Origin of the sequence: Mesorhizobium vachelliae (genome assembly GCF_033977325.1) — a bacterium.
Lineage (GTDB): Bacteria > Pseudomonadota > Alphaproteobacteria > Rhizobiales > Rhizobiaceae > Mesorhizobium > Mesorhizobium vachelliae.
Window position 1 is genome coordinate 135,677 of record NZ_JAVIIR010000003.1, and the last position, 17,980, is coordinate 153,656.

Below are 17,980 nucleotides of genomic sequence, written 5' to 3' on the forward strand. Positions count from 1 at the left end.
GGCTACCCCTCCCCGTTGTGGGAGGGTCGGCTCGCGAAGCGCTCCCCCCTTCTTTTTCTTGTGGGAGAAGGAGAACGCGCTATCGCCGCAACAACTTCTCCAACTCACCCGCATCCGTCACCACCGGCAGGCACACTTGCCCGCTGCAGAACCAGGCGCCTGCCTGGTCCGTCGGCGGCAGCACACCGCCCGGCAGCAACAGTCGATTCGCTTCCGAACCAATCGGCACGACGATATCGATCCGGCGGTGGTCGGGATTCCGATTCGCAACCGGAACGAGGCTTGGGGAATCCGGCCTATCTACAATGACGAGCTTGAATGGCTCGAGCGCCAGCGCACAGGCATTGACGATGCCGGCCTGGCCATAGGCCTGTTGCGATGCGCGACCCATGGCGTGCTCGGCGGTGGTCCAGCCCTTTTCCCAGATGTCGACCTCACCGGTGAGCGACGACAGCCGCACCAGCGCTTCGACGATCTGGCTGGTGGCGGAAGGAATTGCCTCGTCGACATCGCCGCGAATGCGGATCGGGACGTCGCCGCTGTCCGACGCCGTCAGCCAGTAGCCGGTCTTGTCGCCGTCTTGGTGCCAGCGGTCGAGCTCGCCGATGAACTGCCGGGCGCGATCGGAATAGGCGGGATCGCCGGTCGCCTCGAACAGCGCAATCGCCGCGTTGGTCATGGCGGCATAGTCGCTGGACAACGCGGGAAAAAGTTTCTTCGCGCCAAGCATGGAGTGCGGCAGACGGCCGTCCTGGCTCGCCTCGACGATATGGCCGAAAGCCCTGGCCGCGGCCTCGATCCAGTCGGGTCTGCCAAGTGAGCGGCCCCCTTCGGCGAGTGCCGTGATCATCAGGCCGTTCCAGTCGGTGAGCGCCTTGCCGTCGCGGCCGGGCCTGACCCGCTGTTCGCGGACAGCGAGCAGCTTCGCTCTCAGTGGCGCGAGCTGACCATAGTCGGCAATGCCCTGGCTTTGCTGCGCCTCGTTCTGGCGGATGATCGGCTTGCCTTCCCAGCCATGCGGGGCTGCCAGCTCGAAATAGCGGAAGAAGGTCGACGCATCGTCGCCGAGGGCTGCCTCGATCTCCTCGCGGTTCCAGGTGTAGAAAAGCCCCTCCTCGCCGTCGCTGTCGGCATCGAGGCTGGCGGCGAAGGCGCCACCGTCGACCCGCATCTCGCGCAGCAGCCAGTCGACAGTCTCTTCGATTCGCACCCGGAACAAGCCGTTGCCGGTGGCAGCATAGGCCCAGTTGCACAGGCGGATCAGCTGGGCATTGTCGTAGAGCATCTTCTCGAAATGCGGCACCAGCCATTCGGCGTCGGTCGAATAGCGGCTGAGGCCGCCACCGACATGATCGTAGATGCCGCCGGCAAGCATTTTTTCGAGGCTGATGAGCACGGCGTCGCGATGGTCCGCCTGGCCGTCGCGCAGCCAGGACAGCCAGAGCGTGTGCATGAAAGGCGCGTTGGGAAATTTCGGCGCGCCCTTCAAGCCACCGAGATCGCGGTCGATCATGCCGTCGATGCGGCTGGCGAGATCGGCCAGCGTATCCCGGTCAAGTACCGCCTTGCCCTTTGCGCCGGCCAGCCGCTGCTCGACATGGGCGGTCAGCCCGTCGGCGCTTTCGGCGAGGTTCTGCTGCTTTTCGCGCCAGGCCTTGTCGACCGCTTCCAGCACCTGGATGAAGCCCGGCCGTCCGTAGCGCGCCTCGCGCGGAAAATAGGTGCCGCCCCAGAAAGGCTTGCCGTCGGGCGTCAGGAACATGGTCAGCGGCCAGCCGCCCTGCTCGCCCATGGCATGAAGCGCCGCCATATAGATCTGGTCGATGTCGGGACGCTCCTCGCGATCGACCTTGATATTCACGTAGAGCCGGTTCATGACGGCCGCCACCGCGTCGTTCTCAAAACTTTCATGGGCCATCACATGGCACCAGTGGCAGGCGGCGTAGCCGATGGAGAGCAGGATCGGCCGCCCGAGCTCTTTCGCTTCGGCAAGGGCCGCGGGCGACCAGCCGCGCCAATGAACAGGATTGTCGCTGTGCTGCCGCAGATAGGGGCTGGCTTCTTCGGCAAGCAGGTTTTGCGCGGGCAAGGTCACGATGGGCGGCTCGATTCGGGTTTGATTTGGCAAAGGCTGGAGCATGAGGCCGAAATGTGTGGAGCGGTTTTCGGCCGACATGCCCTATCTTTTAATCTAGGCGGTTGGGCAGGTCCGGCAAATGGTTTCCCTGATGGCTTCGAAGGATTCGATCGTAGCGCTTTCCAGCGGCCGCCTGCCCGCCGGCATTGCGGTCATCCGTATTTCCGGCCCCAGGACTCGATTCGTGGTCGAAACGATTGCCGGATCGGTTAAGGGTCGGTTTACCAATTTGCGGACACTCAAGGCGGCTGATGGCTCGACGATTGACCATGGGCTTGTCCTGTTCTTCCCAGGCCCCGGCAGCTTCACGGGCGAGGACGTCGCCGAATTCCAGGTCCATGGCAGCCGCGCTGTCGCGGCCAAGCTGCTGGACACCATTACCGGCCTCGAAGGCGTCAGGCACGCCGAGCCCGGGGAGTTCACCCGGCGCGCCTTTCTCAACGGCAGACTGGATCTGGTGGAGACGGAAGCTCTGGCCGATCTGGTCAATGCCGAGACGGAGGCGCAGCGGCGCTTCGCCTTGCGCAACGCCGAAGGCGCGCAGAGTGAGCTCTACTCAAGCTGGCGCCGCCGGCTGATCCATGCGCGTGCCATGATCGAGGCGGAAATCGACTTCGCCGACGAAGAGGATGTGCCTGGCTCCGTTTCGGAAGCGGTCTGGTCCGACGTGGCCGCGATGGCTGGCGAGATCGAACGACACATCGAAGGGTTCAAGGCCGCGGAGATCATTCGTGAGGGTTTCGAAGTCGTGATCCTTGGCGCGCCGAATGCCGGCAAATCCAGCCTGTTCAATGCGTTGGCGAAGCGGGAGGCGGCGATCGTTACCGACGAACCGGGCACGACGCGCGACCTGCTCGAAATTGTCATGGACCTCAATGGGCTGAAGGTGCGGCTCGTCGATACGGCCGGGCTGCGTGCGGCGGCGGGCAAGGTCGAGTCGATCGGGATCGAGCGGGCGCGCGCCAAAGCGGAGGGGGCGGATCTGGTCCTGTTGCTGGAAGACATGGCGGACCCGGTTTCTGTCGAGAGTGTACCGAGCGGGGCTGCGCTGTTGAGGGTCGGAACCAAATCGGACATCGCTGACAGCGGCGTTGAGGGCTATGATGTAGCGATCTCATCCAGGGATGGCAGCGGCCTGGACCAGCTTCTGGGCGAGATCGGGGTCCGCGCCGCCACCGCGGTTGGCGACGCGGGTGACGTCCTGCCGTCCAGAATGCGCCATGTCGAGTTGCTTAGGGAGACGACGGATTTCCTCGGGGCGGCGCTGTCGGGACAAAGCCAGGAGTTGCGCGCCGAGGAGTTGCGGCTGGCGGCCGAGCGCCTTGGCCGCATCATCGGCGCCGTCGATGTCGAGGACCTTCTTGATGTCATCTTCTCGCAGTTCTGTATTGGTAAGTGATTCACGTGAAACACGGGCGGGGCCCCTATCCGCAATGATTCACGTGAAACACCGGATGGAGCGCGGGTCGATGTTTCACGTGAAACGCCTTCGTCCTTGACAGCGGGCGATAGCGAGGACATGTGTCGGGCAATCTCTGAAAGCGGATTCTTGGAAAATGACCGATCACTATGATGTGGTGGTGGTGGGCGGCGGCCATGCCGGTTGCGAGGCGGCCAGCGCGGCCGCGCGCGCCGGCGCCAGGACCGCGCTGGTGACGCTGCGCTTCGACACGATCGGCGTCATGTCCTGCAATCCGGCGATCGGCGGTCTCGGCAAAGGCCATCTTGTGCGCGAGATCGACGCCATGGATGGGCTGATGGGTCGCATGGCGGACGCCGCCGGCATTCAGTTCCGCCTGCTCAACCGTCGCAAGGGTCCGGCTGTGCGCGGGCCGCGCACCCAGGCCGACCGCAAGCTCTATCGCTTGGCCATGCAGGAAGCGATTCGGCAGCAGAACAATCTCGTCGTGATCGAGGGTGAGGTTCTCGATCTGGTGCTCGAGGACGGTCGCGTCGCGGCGGTGCTGGTTTCCGGCGATCGGCGGCTGGCCTGCGGCGCCGTGGTGCTGACCACCGGCACCTTCCTGCGCGGGCTAATCCATATCGGCGAGAGGAAGATCGTCGCCGGCCGCATGAACGAGCAGGCCAGCATGGGGCTGTCGGCGACCATGAGCCGCGCGGGCTTCCAGCTTGGCCGCCTTAAGACCGGCACGCCCCCTCGCCTTGACGGTCGCACCATCGACTGGGCTTCGCTGGAAAGCCAGGCGGCGGACGAGGATCCGGTGCCGTTCTCGCTGATGACGGACGCCATCGCCAATCCGCAAATCCATTGCGGCATTACCCGCACCATGCCGGCGACGCACGAGATCATCCGCGTCAATCTCGGCCGCTCGGCCATGTATTCCGGCTCGATTGAAGGTGTGGGGCCGCGCTACTGTCCGTCGATCGAGGACAAGATCGTCAAGTTCGGCGACCGAGAAGGCCATCAGATCTTCCTCGAGCCGGAGGGGCTCGACGACAACACCGTCTATCCGAACGGCATCTCGACCTCGCTGCCTGAGGATGTGCAGCTCGAGATCCTGAAAACCATTCCGGGGCTCGAAAGGGCGACCATGCTGCAGCCGGGCTACGCGATCGAATATGACCATGTCGATCCGCGCGAGCTGAAGACGACGCTGGAGACGAAGCGCGTCACCGGTCTGTTCCTGGCCGGACAGATCAATGGCACCACAGGTTACGAAGAGGCCGCCGCCCAAGGGCTGCTCGCCGGCATCAACGCGGCGCGCAAGGCTTCGGCGAGCGAGCCGGTCGTGCTCAGCCGCACCGAGGCCTATATCGGCGTGATGGTCGATGACCTCACCAGCCGCGGCATCGCAGAGCCCTATCGCATGTTCACCTCGCGCGCCGAGTTCCGACTTTCGCTGCGCGCCGACAATGCCGACGAGCGGTTGACGCCGCTGGCCGAAAAGCTCGGCATCGCGTCGTCGGAGCGGCTGCGGCGTTTCGGCGGCATGGCGCAGAAGCTGGATGGGGCCCGTGCCTTGGCCAAGTCCGTTACCTGGACGCCGAACGAAGCCGCGCGGCATGGGCTGGAGATCAACAGGGACGGCGTGCGGCGCTCGGCTTACGAGCTACTCGCGCATCCGGGCGTCGACATGGCCTGGCTGACCCGCGTTGAGCCGCGCTTTGCCGCGCTCGACCCCAAGACGGCGGAGCGGCTTGAAACGGAAGCGAAATATTCAGTTTACCTCGATCGCCAGCAGGCCGATGTCGCGCAGATCAGGCATGAGGAATCGCGGCTCATCCCGGAGGGTATCGACTTCTCCGATGTGCCGGGTCTGTCGAACGAGCTGAAGCAGAAGATGAAGACGCGTCAGCCGCGCTCGATCGCCGACGCGCAACGCATGGAAGGCATGACGCCTGCGGCGCTTGCGATCATCGTGGCGCATGTCCGCAACGCTGAGCTTGCCGCGCGAAGGTCTGTGGCGTGAGTGCGGATGCCTGGGCGGACCTGCAAAAAGCAGCGGGTCCGGTTTCACGTGAAACATTCGAGCGGCTGCAGGCCTTCGAACAGCTGTTCCTGAAATGGAACCGCAGCATCAATCTGGCGGCGCCTTCGACGCTGGACGATGTCTGGCGCCGGCATATCCTGGACAGCGCACAGCTCGCGCGAATCGCGCCCGCAGCAACACGCTGGGTCGACCTCGGCTCAGGCGGCGGGTTTCCCGGACTGGTGCTCGGCTTCCTGCTGGCAGAGCGTCCGGGCGCCTCGATCGACTTGGTCGAGAGCAACCGCAAGAAGGCGTCGTTCCTGCAATCCGTCACAGGGCAGTTCGATCTGCCCGCGCGGGTCGTGGCCAGGCGCATCGACGACAGCTATGCGCTTGTTTCCGCACCGGAAATCGTCACTGCACGGGCGCTGGCGGCGCTCCCGGACCTGCTCGATCTGGCTGCGCCCTGGCTGACCAAAGAGGCGCGTGCGCTCTTCCATAAAGGCCGGGATTACCGGGCCGAAGTGGAAGAAAGCACTCACCGCTGGGCCTTCGATCTGGTAGAACATTCGAGCATGACCGACCCACATGGCGTCATCCTCGAAATCACCGACTTGCGCCCGGCGAAACAGCAATGAATTACTGGCATAGGCCCATGAGCACAGCACCGCGTATCATCACTGTTGCCAACCAGAAAGGCGGCGTCGGCAAGACGACGACCGCCATCAACCTGGCCACGGCGCTGGCCGCGATCGGCGAGCGCGTGCTGATCGTCGATCTCGATCCGCAGGGCAATGCGAGCACCGGGCTCGGCATCGACCGCAAGGACCGCACGGTCTCGTCCTATGATGTGCTGACCGGCGAGCTCGAGTTGGAGCAGGCCGCCGTGCCGACGGCGGTGCCGGGCTTGTCTATCATCCCCTCGACGCTCGACCTGCTCGGCATCGAGATGGAAATCGCCTCGGCGCCCGATCGCGTGCTCAAGCTGCGCAATGCGCTGCGCGCCGCGGCCGAACGCTCGGCGCCGTTCGGCTATGTGCTGATCGACTGCCCGCCCTCGCTCAACCTTTTGACTTTGAATTCAATGGCGGCAGCCGATTCCGTTCTCGTGCCGCTGCAATGCGAGTTCTTCGCGCTCGAAGGTCTCAGCCAGCTGCTGGAAACGGTCGAGCAGGTGCGCAACAGCATCAATCCGGACCTCACCATCCAGGGCATCGTGCTCACCATGTATGACGGCCGCAACAATCTCGCCAACCAGGTGGTGCAGGATGTGCGCACCCATATGGGCGACAAGGTCTATGAGACGATCATCCCACGCAATGTGCGCGTCTCCGAAGCGCCGTCCTACGGCAAGCCGGCCATCCTCTACGATCTGAAATGCTCGGGCAGCCAGGCCTATCTGCAGCTCGCCTCGGAGGTGATCCGGCGCGAGCGCAAGCTGCGCGCCGCCTGAGGGTTCGCTTCGCGGCCTCGGTTAATCAGCCAATTCGATTCCGAAACGATCTGGACACTATAATGAGCGAAGACCAATCAAGAAAAAGACTGGGCCGTGGCCTCGCGGCGCTGATCGGCGAAATCGACCGTCCGGCGGCGCCGGAAAAGCCAAGCGCGGTGGTGGCGGCGGACGGCAAGGTGCCGATCGAGTTCGTCAGCCCGAACCCGAAGAACCCGCGCCGGCATTTCGGCGATGCCGAGCTCACCGACCTTGCCCAGTCGATCCGCGAGCATGGCGTGGTGCAGCCGGTCGTGGCGCGCCCCTCGCCGTCGCAGGCCGGCCGTTACGAGATCATCGCCGGCGAGCGGCGCTGGCGGGCGGCGCAGCGCGCCGGCCTGACCGAGATCCCGCTGATCGTGCGCGACGTCAACGACCGCACCGCGCTGGAGCTGGCGATCATCGAGAACGTGCAGCGCGCCGACCTCAATCCGGTCGAGGAGGCGCAAGGCTACCAGCAGCTCATCGACGAGCACGGCTATACCCAGGCCGATCTCGGCCAGGTGATCGGCAAGAGCCGCAGCCATGTCGCCAACACGCTGCGTCTGCTGAAGCTGCCGCCCGTCATCCATAGCATGCTGGTCGACGGCGATCTGTCGGCTGGTCATGCCCGCACGCTGGTCACCGCCGAGGACCCGGCCGGGCTTGCCAAGCGCATCGTCAAGGAGGGGCTTTCGGTGCGCCAGGCGGAAGCGCTGGCGCAGATGCCCGCCGGTCCGACGCCGGCCAAGGCGAAGTCCGCCCCGAGCGCGCCCGAGAAGGACCCCGACACGCTGGCGCTGGAAAAGCTGATGACCGACACGCTCGGCATGATCGTCAGCATCGAGCACAAGGGCAAGGGCGGCACGCTCAAAGTGGACTATCGCTCGCTAGAGCAGCTCGACGAGCTCTGCCGGCGGCTGAAGGACGAGCGATAGACGGCTGGAGCACCACGGTATTTGGCTGTAGTTGAGGCTTTGGCTTAAGGCTGGAGCCTGATATATCGGTGATAGACGACGAAGCGCTGGCGAGACGCCGGCCTTTTTGTTGGCGGCGATGGCGCGAGGCAATGGGGCGGGAGCTGCTAATCTTCCCCTTTGAGGGGGAGATGGCCGGCAGCCAGAAGGGGTCGCCACGCATAGGTCGCCGACGTGGCCTTCGTCTTGGGGTGCGCCGGCGCTCCACGCGCAAGGACCCCCCTCTGTCGCCTTTGGCGACATCTCCCCCTCGAGGGGGGAGATTAGCCGCGCAGCCCGAGCCTCGCTCTCCATAGCGATGTCGATCGGCGTCTGCGCGGCAAGCGCCTCGGCTAGGTCCGCTGTGGGTCCATATGCTCGCCGGCCTTAGCCGGTCACCGGCGGCGATGCCTGCAACTTGACAGTGCCGGCCATCGGCGTAACCTGCATTAGATACAGCTAAACTATATGCCCTGGCGTGCCGAGCAGTCGCGATGTCGGGCTATATGCCGTTCCTGCGATATGGACGGCGCCACCTCGCCAAAGCGATCCGCTGATACGCCTGACACAATGGGAGGTGTAAATGGCAGTCAGCTGGCAATTGTCTGGAAGCTATTTCGAGAATTGCAGCTGCGATGTCGTATGTCCTTGTCTGCTGTCCACCAATGCGCAGCTGACATCGAAGCCGACGAAAGGCGTTTGCGACGTCGCTTTGGTCTTTCACATCGATAAGGGCAACTTCGGCGACGTTCGATTGGACGGGCTCAGCGTCGCGATGGTCGCTCAGACGCCAGGTCCGATGGCGGAAGGCAATTGGACGGCGGCGGCCTATATCGACGACCGTGCGGATGACCGGCAAACGGAAGCGCTGGGCGCAATCTTTACCGGCGCCGCTGGTGGGCCGATGGCTGCCTTTGCGCCGATGATCAGCACCAATCTTGGGGCCAGGAAGGCACCGATCAGATACCAGGTCAACGACAAGAAGCGGTCGGTAGAGGTTGTCGGCGTGATGCAGCTGGCGGTCGAGCCGTTGCCGACCATGCGCGCGGACGGTGAGATGTGGGCGGCAACTGGCCATCCCGTCAATCCCGACTGGCTCGGCCTGGCAATGGGACTGGAAGGCAATACTTTCAGCGACCATGGCATCAGTTGGGATAATTCCCGCCGAAACGCGCACTACGCCCCGATCAATTGGTCCGGCCAGCAATAGTCCTTGCACGCGTGGCCGGGCGGGCTCGCCCATGACGCTGACATTGCAGCGAAACATCATTCTCGCGCTGCTGGTTGCGAGCGCCGCGGCGTCGTGGACCGTGCTCATCCGGCAGCAGATCGGCATGGGCGCGGGCATGGAAATCGGCTCGCCCACCATGGGCATGACGGCGCCGCTGTTTCTTGCCGTCTGGATCGTCATGATGATTGCCATGATGTTTCCTACGGCCGCCCCGGTGATCCTGACGTTTCACCAGGTTCAAGCGGCCAAGCGGGGGCGCGGCGGGACTTTCGTATCCACCTGGGTGTTCGTGGCCGGCTACATGCTGGTCTGGAGCGCGATCGGGGTTCTCGCCTTTGCCGGCGCGGCAGGCGCGGAGATGCTCGGCGAACGGATGGGAATGTCCACCGCGACCGCTGCCCGCATCGGCGGCGTGCTGCTGATGGTTGCGGGCGCCTATCAGCTCTCCCCGTTGAAGGATATTTGCCTGGCCAAATGCCGCACGCCGATCGGTTTCATCCTGACCTCATGGCGCGACGGCCGTTGGGGCGCGGCGCGCATGGGTATCGAGCACGGGGCCTTTTGTCTCGGCTGCTGCTGGCTGCTGTTTCTCGCTCTTTTTCCTCTCGGGATGATGAATGTCGCCGCAATGGCCGTGGTCACGTTGCTGATCTTTGCGGAAAAGACCCTCCCGTCGGGAGATCGGATAGCCAAGGTTTCGGGAGTGGCCCTCCTCCTTTACGGCGCGGCGGTGCTGGTCTTTCCACAGGCGCTTCCGACCTTCCAGCCCGCGGGCACGATGATGATGAACTGATCAGGAAGGGCTCGGACGCGAAGGCGTTGGCGCTTCACGCGCGGCGACCCCCTCTGTCGCCTGCGGCGACATCTCCCCCTCAAGGGGGGAGATCAGCCCCGTTGCCCCAGCCTGGCGCTTTCGATTGCGATACCGAGCAGCGCCTGCCTGGCCAGCGCCTCCGACAGGTCCGGCCGTTTGCGCGTTTGCAGCACTGCCGTCTGCAGCCGGCCGAGCGCGCGGCCGAGCGCTTCGACATTCCAGCGCTCGAGCGTCTTTTCCACCAGCTTGCGGCGCGAGAAGAAGACGGGCGGCCGAGCGCCGGCGACGACCGACGCGGCGTTGCGGCCGCCGCTCTCCATCTGGCCGCGCATCACCTGGATCGCCTGCAGTTGCCGCATCGCCGAGGACAGCACCAGGAAGGCATGGCCGCCAGACTGGCAGTGGCGATTGAAGGCGATATCGAAGTCGCCGACCTTGCCGTCCAGCATGGCGTCGACCGCAGCGTCGAAGGACGCGCCGGAGACGTCGCCTGACAGCGCGTTGACGTCGTCGACGTCGATTTCCTTTCGGCCGTGCGCATAAAGCACCAACTTCTCGATCTCGCCGCGCGAGGCGAGGCGATCGCCGCCGAGGTTACGGCGCAGCGCCTGCCTGGCGTCCAGCGTCATCGACATGCCGGCCTTGCGCAATTCGTCGTCAATCACCGTATCCAGGTCGCGGGCTTCATCGGCATAACAGGGCAAGGCGATGGCGTTGCCGGCGGCCTCGACGATGGCGCGCAAGCCGGTGCCTTTCTTCAGGTCGCCGGCTTCGATGAGGATGATGGCGTCGCGCGCGGGCTCGGCGGTCAGCGCCTTGATGTCATCGGCCAGCGCTTTCTGGCCGCTGGCGTTGCGCACCCAAAGCAGCCGCCGGTCGGAAAACATCGGCACGGTGCGCGCCTCGTCAAGCAGCCGGCCCTCGTCGCGGTCGACCTCCGCGCCGTCGAGCTTCACCACCGAGAAGGGGTCATCGAGCGGCAGCCCGGTTTTCGCGGCGAAAACCTTCGCACGCTCTGCGACCAGGCCGCGGTCGGGGCCGTAAAACAGGACGATTGCCATGGAGGGATCTGGCCTCGCCAGCCACGAATCGACCTCATATCCTTTCTTCTGTGCCATGCGCGGTGAGTTAGCATGAGGCGGGGTCGGAGTGAACGGAGAAGCGGCGCCAGCTCCTTCCCTTCTCCCACAAGGGGAGAAGGGAAGGCCGCGCACGGCCTCAACCTCTCAATTGCATTATATGACGGCAATCGCCGCCCAAACTTCCGCCAAATTGCGCGCCGGCCGAAAACATCGACAAGAAATTTCGCCGCCATATCTGCATCTTGGCGCCTGCGTGCCGCATCGGCTTCCCGAGGCCGGCGGCCGGAGAGGAAGGCCATGCCGAGATCCGGCGAATTGGCACTGGTCTGGCGGCGCGGATGTGCAAAGATCGCACCGGCAACATTGGAGGATGTGAGCGTATGGCCGATGCTGGAATGTTGCGCTTTCACGTGCCCGAGCCGGAGGTTCGGCCCGGCGGCACGCCCGACTTCTCGAATGTGACCATTCCCAAGGCCGGATCGGTGCCGCGTCCGGAGATCGATGTCGATCCGCGCACCATCCGCGACATGGCCTTCTCCATCATCCGGGTGCTCAACCGCGCTGGCGAGGCCGTCGGGCCATGGGCCGGGCTGCTCAGCGACGAGGAGCTGCTCGACGGCCTGCGCCACATGATGACGCTGAGGACCTTCGACGCGCGCATGCAGGTGGCGCAGCGCCAGGGCAAGACCTCCTTCTACATGCAGCATCTGGGCGAGGAGGCGGTGAGCTGCGCCTTCCGCAAGGCGCTCAAGCCAGGCGACATGAATTTCCCGACTTATCGACAGGCAGGTTTGCTGATCGCCGACGGCTATCCGATGGTCACGATGATGAACCAGATCTACTCCAACGAGGCCGATCCGCTGAAGGGAAGGCAGTTGCCGATCATGTACTCCTCGAAGGAGCACGGCTTCTTCTCGATCTCCGGCAATCTGGCGACGCAATATATCCAGGCAGTCGGCTGGGCGATGGCCTCGGCGATCTCCAACGATTCGCGCATTGCCGCGGCCTGGATCGGCGACGGCTCGACGGCGGAGTCCGATTTCCATTCGGCGCTGGTCTTCGCCTCGACCTACAAGGCGCCGGTCATCCTCAACGTCGTCAACAACCAGTGGGCGATCTCGACCTTCCAGGGCATCGCGCGCGGCGGCTCCGGCACGTTTGCCGCGCGGGGACTCGGCTTCGGCATTCCTTCGCTGCGCGTCGACGGCAATGATTACCTCGCCGTCCATGCCGTGGCGAAATGGGCGGCGGAGCGCGCGCGCGCCAATCTCGGGCCGACGCTGGTCGAATATGTCACCTACCGCGCGGGCGCGCATTCGACGTCGGACGATCCGTCGGCCTACCGGCCGAAGGCGGAATCGGACGCCTGGCCGCTCGGCGATCCGGTGATCCGGCTGAAGAACCACCTCATCCACAAAGGCGTCTGGTCTGAGGATCGCCACACCCAGGCGGAGGCCGAGATCCTCGAAACGGTGATCGCGGCGCAGAAAGAGGCCGAGAGCCACGGCACGCTGCATGCCGGCGGCAAGCCGTCGACCCGGGACATGTTCGAAGGCGTTTACGAAGACATGCCGCCGCATCTGAGGCGGCAACGCCAGCAGGCGGGGGTCTGACCATGCCCAGGCGTACCATGATCGAGGCGATCCGTGACGCCATGGACGTGTCGATGGGGCGCGACGAGCGCGTCATCGTCTATGGCGAGGATGTCGGATTCTTCGGCGGCGTATTCCGCGCCACGCAAGGCCTGCAGGCCAAATACGGCAAGAACCGCTGCTTCGACGCGCCGATCAGCGAATCCGGCATCGTCGGCTCGGCCATCGGCATGGCCGCCTACGGGCTGCGGCCCTGCGTCGAGGTGCAGTTTGCCGACTATGTTTATCCGGCCTACGACCAGATCGTCTCGGAGGCGGCTCGGTTGCGTTACCGCTCGAACGGCGACTTCACCTGCCCGATCGTGGTGCGCATGCCGACCGGCGGCGGCATTTTCGGTGGCCAGACGCACAGCCAGAGCCCGGAAGCGCTGTTCACCCATGTCTCCGGCCTGAAGGTCATCGTGCCCTCCAATCCGCACGACGCCAAGGGGTTGTTGATCGCGGCGATCGAGGATCCGGATCCGGTGATCTTCCTCGAGCCGAAGCGGCTCTACAACGGCCCGTTCGACGGCCACCACGACAAGCCGGTGACGCCCTGGTCGAAGCATGAGCTGGGCGAGGTCGCCGACGGCCACTACACGATCCCGCTCGGCAAGGCGGCGATCCGCCGACCGGGATCGGCCGTCACCGTGCTTGCTTACGGCACGATGGTCTATGTGGCGCAGGCCGCGGCCGAGGAAACCGGCATCGACGCCGAGGTGATCGATCTGAGGACACTTCTGCCGCTCGACCTCGACACCATTGTCGCCTCGGTGAAGAAGACCGGGCGCTGCGTCGTCGTGCATGAGGCGACGCTCACCTCCGGCTTCGGCGCCGAGCTGGTCTCGCTGGTGCAGGAGAACTGCTTCTACCATCTGGAAGCGCCGGTGGCGCGGGTCGCCGGCTGGGACACGCCCTATCCGCATGCGCAGGAATGGGACTATTTCCCCGGCCCGGCGCGGGTCGGGCGCGCTCTCGTCGAGACCATGGAAGCTTAGAGCGGGGAGGCTCAGTTGGGCGAACACATCATCAAGCTGCCCGATGTCGGCGAAGGCGTCGCCGAGGCCGAGCTCGTTGAATGGCACGTCAAGGTCGGCGATCTCGTGCGCGAGGACACGGTTCTCGCCGCCGTCATGACAGACAAGGCAACCGTCGAAATCCCCTCTCCGGTCGATGGCGAGATCCTGTGGCTCGGCGCCGAGATCGGCGACACGGTGGCGATCGGCTCGCCGATCGTGCGGCTGAAGGTAGCCGGCGAAGGCAATGTCAAGGCCGCTGCCGAGACGGCGCCGCAGGTGAAGGCAGCAGCTGAGCCGGCCGAAGTAAAACCGGCGCCGGCCGCGCCGAAACCGGCACCAAAGCCGGCGGAGGTGCCGAAGGCCGTCGTCGCGCCGAAGGCGACGCGTCCTGCCTCCGTCTCCGGCGCGCCACGCGCGGAGGGCGAGAAGCCGCTCGCCTCACCGGCCGTCCGCCTGCGCGCGAAGGAGGCCGGTATCGATCTGCGCCAGGTTCCGGGCAGCGGCCCGGCCGGGCGCATCAGCCATGAGGATATCGATGCGTTCGTCGCGCGCGGCCCGCAAATCGCCCGCGCCACCGGGCTCACGCGGAAGGACGGCGTCGAGGACATCAAGGTCGTCGGCCTCAGGCGCAAGATCGCCGAAAGGATGTCGCTAGCGAAATCGCGCATCCCTCATATCACCTATGTCGAGGAGATAGACGTCACGGCATTGGAGGAATTGCGCGCTACGCTGAACAAGGAGAAGCGGCAGGACCGTCCCAAGCTGACGCTCCTGCCCTTCCTGATGCGGGCTATGGTGAAGGCGATCACGGAGCAGCCGAACCTCAACGCGCTATTCGACGACGACGCCGGCGTCATCCACCAGCATGAGGGAATCCATATCGGAATCGCCGCGCAGACGCCGAACGGGCTGGTGGTGCCGGTGGTCAAGCATGCCGAGGCGCGCGACCTGTGGGACTGCGCCACGGAAGTCAACCGGCTGGCCGATGCGGCCAAGGCCGGCACGGCGAACCGCGAGGAGCTTTCCGGCTCGACCATCACCATCACCTCGCTCGGCGCCATGGGCGGCGTTGCGACCACGCCGGTGATCAACTATCCGGAAGTGGCGATCGTCGGCGTCAACAAGATCATGGTGCGGCCGGTCTGGGACGGCACGCAATTCATCCCGCGCAAGATGATGAACCTGTCGTCGAGCTTCGACCACCGCGTCATCGACGGCTGGGATGCCGCGGTGTTCGTGCAGCGGATCAAGGCGCTGCTCGAGACGCCGGCGCTGATTTTCGTGGATTAGAGGGCGGGTCGATGGAGATGACGGCGGGACAGCGCCCCCCTCTGCCTTACCAGGCATCTCCCCCACAAGGGGGGAGATCGACTATCGCCGCGGCTTTCGCCAATCACCGGCGTTGCAAGAATGAGCGAAGCGCTGGAGCTGCCAATCTCCCCCCTCGTGGGGGAGATGTCCGGCAGGACAGAGGGGGGCGCGAAGGAACGCTGCGGCACGTTCCCTGGGATCGAAGGGCGACAACATGAAAGAAATCTCCTGCAAGCTGCTCGTCATCGGCGCTGGGCCGGGCGGTTATGTCTGCGCCATCCGCGCGGGGCAGCTCGGCGTCGATGCGGTCATCGTCGAAGCGGGCAAGCCGGGCGGCACCTGCCTGAATGTCGGCTGCATCCCGTCCAAGGCGCTGATCCATGCGGCGGAGGAGTTCGAGAAGATAGCGCATATCGCCGGCGGCAAGGATCCGCTCGGCATCAAGGTCGCCGCGCCGACGCTCGATCTGGCCCGCACCGTCGCCTGGAAGGACGGTATTGTTAGCCGGCTTAACAGCGGCGTCGCCGGACTGTTGAAGAAAGCCAAGGTCAAGATCGTGCAGGGCTGGGCGACATTCCGGGACGGTAAGACGGTCGAGGTCGAAACCGAAACCGGCACGCAGGTCATCCGCGCCGAGACGGTGGTGATCGCCACCGGATCGGCGCCGGTCGAATTGCCGTTCCTGCCTTTCGGCGGTCCGGTGATCTCGTCGACCGAGGCGCTGGCGCTTAGCGAAGCGCCGAAGAAACTAGCTGTTGTCGGCGGTGGCTATATCGGGCTGGAACTCGGCATGGCCTTCGCGAAGATGGGATCGAAGGTCACCGTGGTCGAAGCGCTGCCGAGGGTGCTCGCGCAATATGATGCCGAACTGACCCGGCCGGTTCTGAAGCGGCTCGGCGAGCTCGGCGTCGAGGTGATGACGGGCGCGAAGGCCAAGGGGCTGTCGACCAAGGGCGATGCTTTGCTCGTCGAGACGGCCGACGGCAAGAACCCCAAGATCGCCACCGACAAGATCCTGGTTACGGTCGGCCGCAAGCCGCTGACCGAAGGCTGGGGGCTGGAGCAGATCGACCTCGACAGGGCCGAAAAATTCATCCGCATCGACGACCAATGCCGTACTTCCATGCGCGGCATCTACGCCATCGGCGACGTCACCGGCGAGCCGATGCTGGCGCATCGCGCCATGGCGCAAGGCGAGATGGTGGCCGAGATCGTCGCCGGCCACAAACGAAGCTGGGACAAGCGCGCCATCCCGGCGATCTGCTTCACCGATCCGGAGCTGGTCACGGCCGGCCTCTCACCGGAAGAGGCGAAGGCCCTCGCTGGCGAGATCAAGATCGGCCAGTTCCCGTTCGCTGCCAACGGCCGGGCGATGACCAAACAGCGCGAGGACGGGTTTGTCCGCGTCGTGGCCCGCGCGGACAACCATCTTGTGCTGGGCATCCAGGCGGTCGGGCAAGGCGTGTCGGAACTGTCGGCGGCGTTCGGCCTGGCGCTGGAAATGGGCGCCCGGCTGGAGGATATTGCCGGCACGATCCATGCGCATCCGACGCAGGGCGAGGGTTTCCAGGAAGCGGCGCTTAAGGCGCTGGGCCACGCGCTGCATATCTAGCTCCCCCACAAGGGGGGAAGGAAAGGGCGGCGCCGGCATTCACCACCGGGCCTCAATCAAAGGCGAGGCATCGTCCCCGGCTTGAAACAACAAACGCACGAGCCGGTCGCCCCCCACTCCGTCGAGCTTCGCTCGACACCTCCCCCCGGTCGACGGGGGAGAGGAAGGGCGCGAACCCACTCAGCCCGCTAGCTGACCCTATCCATGAATGCTCGCACATGGATAGTATGGCGCTTCGTGCTCATTGTTGCTATGGCCGGCTTTCAAGATTTGTCGCCGGCATTTGGCATGGTTCTGAAGAAGTATATTACGATTCGCTACAATACAGCCGCGGGGTTCAAGCCAAGCCAATGGAACGGCAAGGGACGAGTCAATCTCGATCCTGTCTGGCTGGTCGAAAGGCTAGCGCTGTTCGACAATTATTGCGCTCCCTCGCTGGAAGCGCAGTCGCTGAAGGATTTTACGGTCCTGATCGCGTTCGATGCTGACACGCACGAGAATTATGTATGCGCCGTCTGCAACTGCATTGACGGCATCGAGGTAAAGCCGATCTTGGTCGAGGCCGGCGAGGACCACGGCGCCCGGTTCAATGCGTCCGTTCAAGAAGATAGCGATGCGGAGTTCGTGTCGCTGACGCGGCTGGACAGCGATGACGCGCTTGCGCCGAGCTTCATGGAGCGGATCGACCACTTCGCGCGTAGGGAGATCGAAAGGAGGGCGGTCGACGAGCAACCCCTCTATATCGCCTTTCCGAACGGCCAGAATTTCGACACGGCGACCGGCCGCTATACCAACCATGAATATGCCATGTCGGCTTTCGGCACTCTGGTCGAGAAAAGATCGCCTGCAATGAAAGGTGTCTATAGCGACCATCACCAAAAGATGGCGACGCGCTACAACACGATCGTCGCGCCATCGAAGGATGCCCAATGGTGCATCGTCATCCACGACAACAATGCAGCCAACATTCTTAGAGGCGAGCCGACCGAGGCGCCGTCGTTCCGAGTGGGCCGGCTGGGCGCCGAGGCCAGGCGTCCGGCACTTGCCAGAAGAGAGGGACCGCCCCCGGCGGGGAGATCCGCCAAGGCTTCGCGAACCGTCGGAAATCTCATCCGATTCCTGTCGGGTCGGCCTATAAGCCTGCGCAAGTAGGGCGAGGGCGCCGGGTGGCGCGCTTCATATTTAGAGAGGGTCGCCTCACGTAGAGCGCCGGCGCCGTCTGGCGTTAGGGAAAGCGCTAGCGCTCTTCGCGCTAGGACCCCCTCTGACCGCTTCGCGGCCATCT

14 protein-coding genes are annotated in these 17,980 nt (G+C 64.7%); 12 read left to right on the forward strand and 2 right to left on the reverse strand.

Annotation, left to right across the window (positions count from 1 at the left end):
• Positions 1–79 precede the first annotated feature (79 nt).
• A complete protein-coding gene (locus tag RFM41_RS07500; RefSeq protein ID WP_320247831.1) occupies positions 80–2,095 on the reverse strand; it encodes a thioredoxin domain-containing protein in 2,016 nt (671 codons plus the stop codon).
• 133 nt (positions 2,096–2,228) lie between these two features.
• Here RFM41_RS07500 and mnmE point away from each other — a divergent pair, with 133 nt between their 5' ends.
• The 7 genes from mnmE (at position 2,229) to RFM41_RS07535 (ending at position 10,019) form a co-directional block, all read left to right on the forward strand.
• Positions 2,229–3,536, forward strand: coding sequence for a tRNA uridine-5-carboxymethylaminomethyl(34) synthesis GTPase MnmE (gene mnmE / locus RFM41_RS07505; protein ID WP_320247829.1), 1,308 nt, complete (start codon positions 2,229–2,231; stop codon positions 3,534–3,536).
• Positions 3,537–3,693: 157 nt separating this feature from the next.
• Positions 3,694–5,568: a tRNA uridine-5-carboxymethylaminomethyl(34) synthesis enzyme MnmG gene (gene mnmG, locus RFM41_RS07510; RefSeq protein WP_320247827.1), complete on the forward strand. Its 1,875-nt coding sequence runs from the start codon at positions 3,694–3,696 to the stop codon at positions 5,566–5,568.
• The gene (rsmG, locus tag RFM41_RS07515; protein ID WP_320247825.1) at positions 5,565–6,206 is read left to right on the forward strand and encodes a 16S rRNA (guanine(527)-N(7))-methyltransferase RsmG; all 642 of its coding nucleotides are present in this window, start codon (positions 5,565–5,567) and stop codon (positions 6,204–6,206) included. The genes mnmG and rsmG overlap by 4 nt, the downstream gene beginning before the upstream one ends.
• 17 nt (positions 6,207–6,223) lie before the next feature.
• On the forward strand, positions 6,224–7,021 hold the full coding sequence (locus RFM41_RS07520; protein ID WP_320247823.1) for a ParA family protein: 798 nt from the start codon (positions 6,224–6,226) through the stop codon (positions 7,019–7,021).
• Positions 7,022–7,083: 62 nt separating this feature from the next.
• Positions 7,084–7,977 carry a ParB/RepB/Spo0J family partition protein gene (locus tag RFM41_RS07525; RefSeq protein WP_320247822.1) on the forward strand — a complete coding sequence of 298 codons (894 nt, stop codon included), beginning with the start codon at positions 7,084–7,086 and terminating at the stop codon, positions 7,975–7,977.
• 601 nt (positions 7,978–8,578) lie between these two features.
• Positions 8,579–9,205 (forward strand): DUF1326 domain-containing protein, encoded by a 627-nt coding sequence (locus tag RFM41_RS07530; protein WP_320247820.1) that lies wholly within the window; start codon positions 8,579–8,581, stop codon positions 9,203–9,205.
• Between the two features lie 31 nt (positions 9,206–9,236).
• Positions 9,237–10,019: a DUF2182 domain-containing protein gene (locus RFM41_RS07535; protein ID WP_320247819.1), complete on the forward strand. Its 783-nt coding sequence runs from the start codon at positions 9,237–9,239 to the stop codon at positions 10,017–10,019.
• A 92-nt stretch (positions 10,020–10,111) separates the two neighbouring features.
• Here RFM41_RS07535 and holA read toward each other — a convergent pair whose 3' ends face one another.
• Entirely contained in the window at positions 10,112–11,158 is a 1,047-nt protein-coding gene (holA, locus tag RFM41_RS07540) for a DNA polymerase III subunit delta (RefSeq protein ID WP_320247818.1), read from the reverse strand.
• A 344-nt stretch (positions 11,159–11,502) separates the two neighbouring features.
• Between holA and RFM41_RS07545 the strand changes: the two genes are divergently transcribed.
• The 5 genes from RFM41_RS07545 to RFM41_RS07565 all read left to right on the forward strand — a co-directional run bounded on the left by RFM41_RS07545 (position 11,503) and on the right by RFM41_RS07565 (position 17,847).
• The gene (locus RFM41_RS07545; RefSeq protein WP_320247816.1) at positions 11,503–12,735 is read left to right on the forward strand and encodes a 3-methyl-2-oxobutanoate dehydrogenase (2-methylpropanoyl-transferring) subunit alpha; all 1,233 of its coding nucleotides are present in this window, start codon (positions 11,503–11,505) and stop codon (positions 12,733–12,735) included.
• Between the two features lie 2 nt (positions 12,736–12,737).
• Positions 12,738–13,751 carry an alpha-ketoacid dehydrogenase subunit beta gene (locus tag RFM41_RS07550; protein WP_320247814.1) on the forward strand — a complete coding sequence of 338 codons (1,014 nt, stop codon included), beginning with the start codon at positions 12,738–12,740 and terminating at the stop codon, positions 13,749–13,751.
• Positions 13,752–13,766: 15 nt separating this feature from the next.
• The gene (locus tag RFM41_RS07555) at positions 13,767–15,062 is read left to right on the forward strand and encodes a dihydrolipoamide acetyltransferase family protein (protein WP_320247812.1); all 1,296 of its coding nucleotides are present in this window, start codon (positions 13,767–13,769) and stop codon (positions 15,060–15,062) included.
• Positions 15,063–15,297: 235 nt separating this feature from the next.
• Positions 15,298–16,695, forward strand: coding sequence for a dihydrolipoyl dehydrogenase (gene lpdA, locus RFM41_RS07560; RefSeq protein ID WP_320247810.1), 1,398 nt, complete (start codon positions 15,298–15,300; stop codon positions 16,693–16,695).
• 288 nt (positions 16,696–16,983) lie between these two features.
• Positions 16,984–17,847 carry a glycosyltransferase gene (locus RFM41_RS07565; RefSeq protein ID WP_320247809.1) on the forward strand — a complete coding sequence of 288 codons (864 nt, stop codon included), beginning with the start codon at positions 16,984–16,986 and terminating at the stop codon, positions 17,845–17,847.
• The last annotated feature ends 133 nt before the right edge of the window (positions 17,848–17,980 follow it).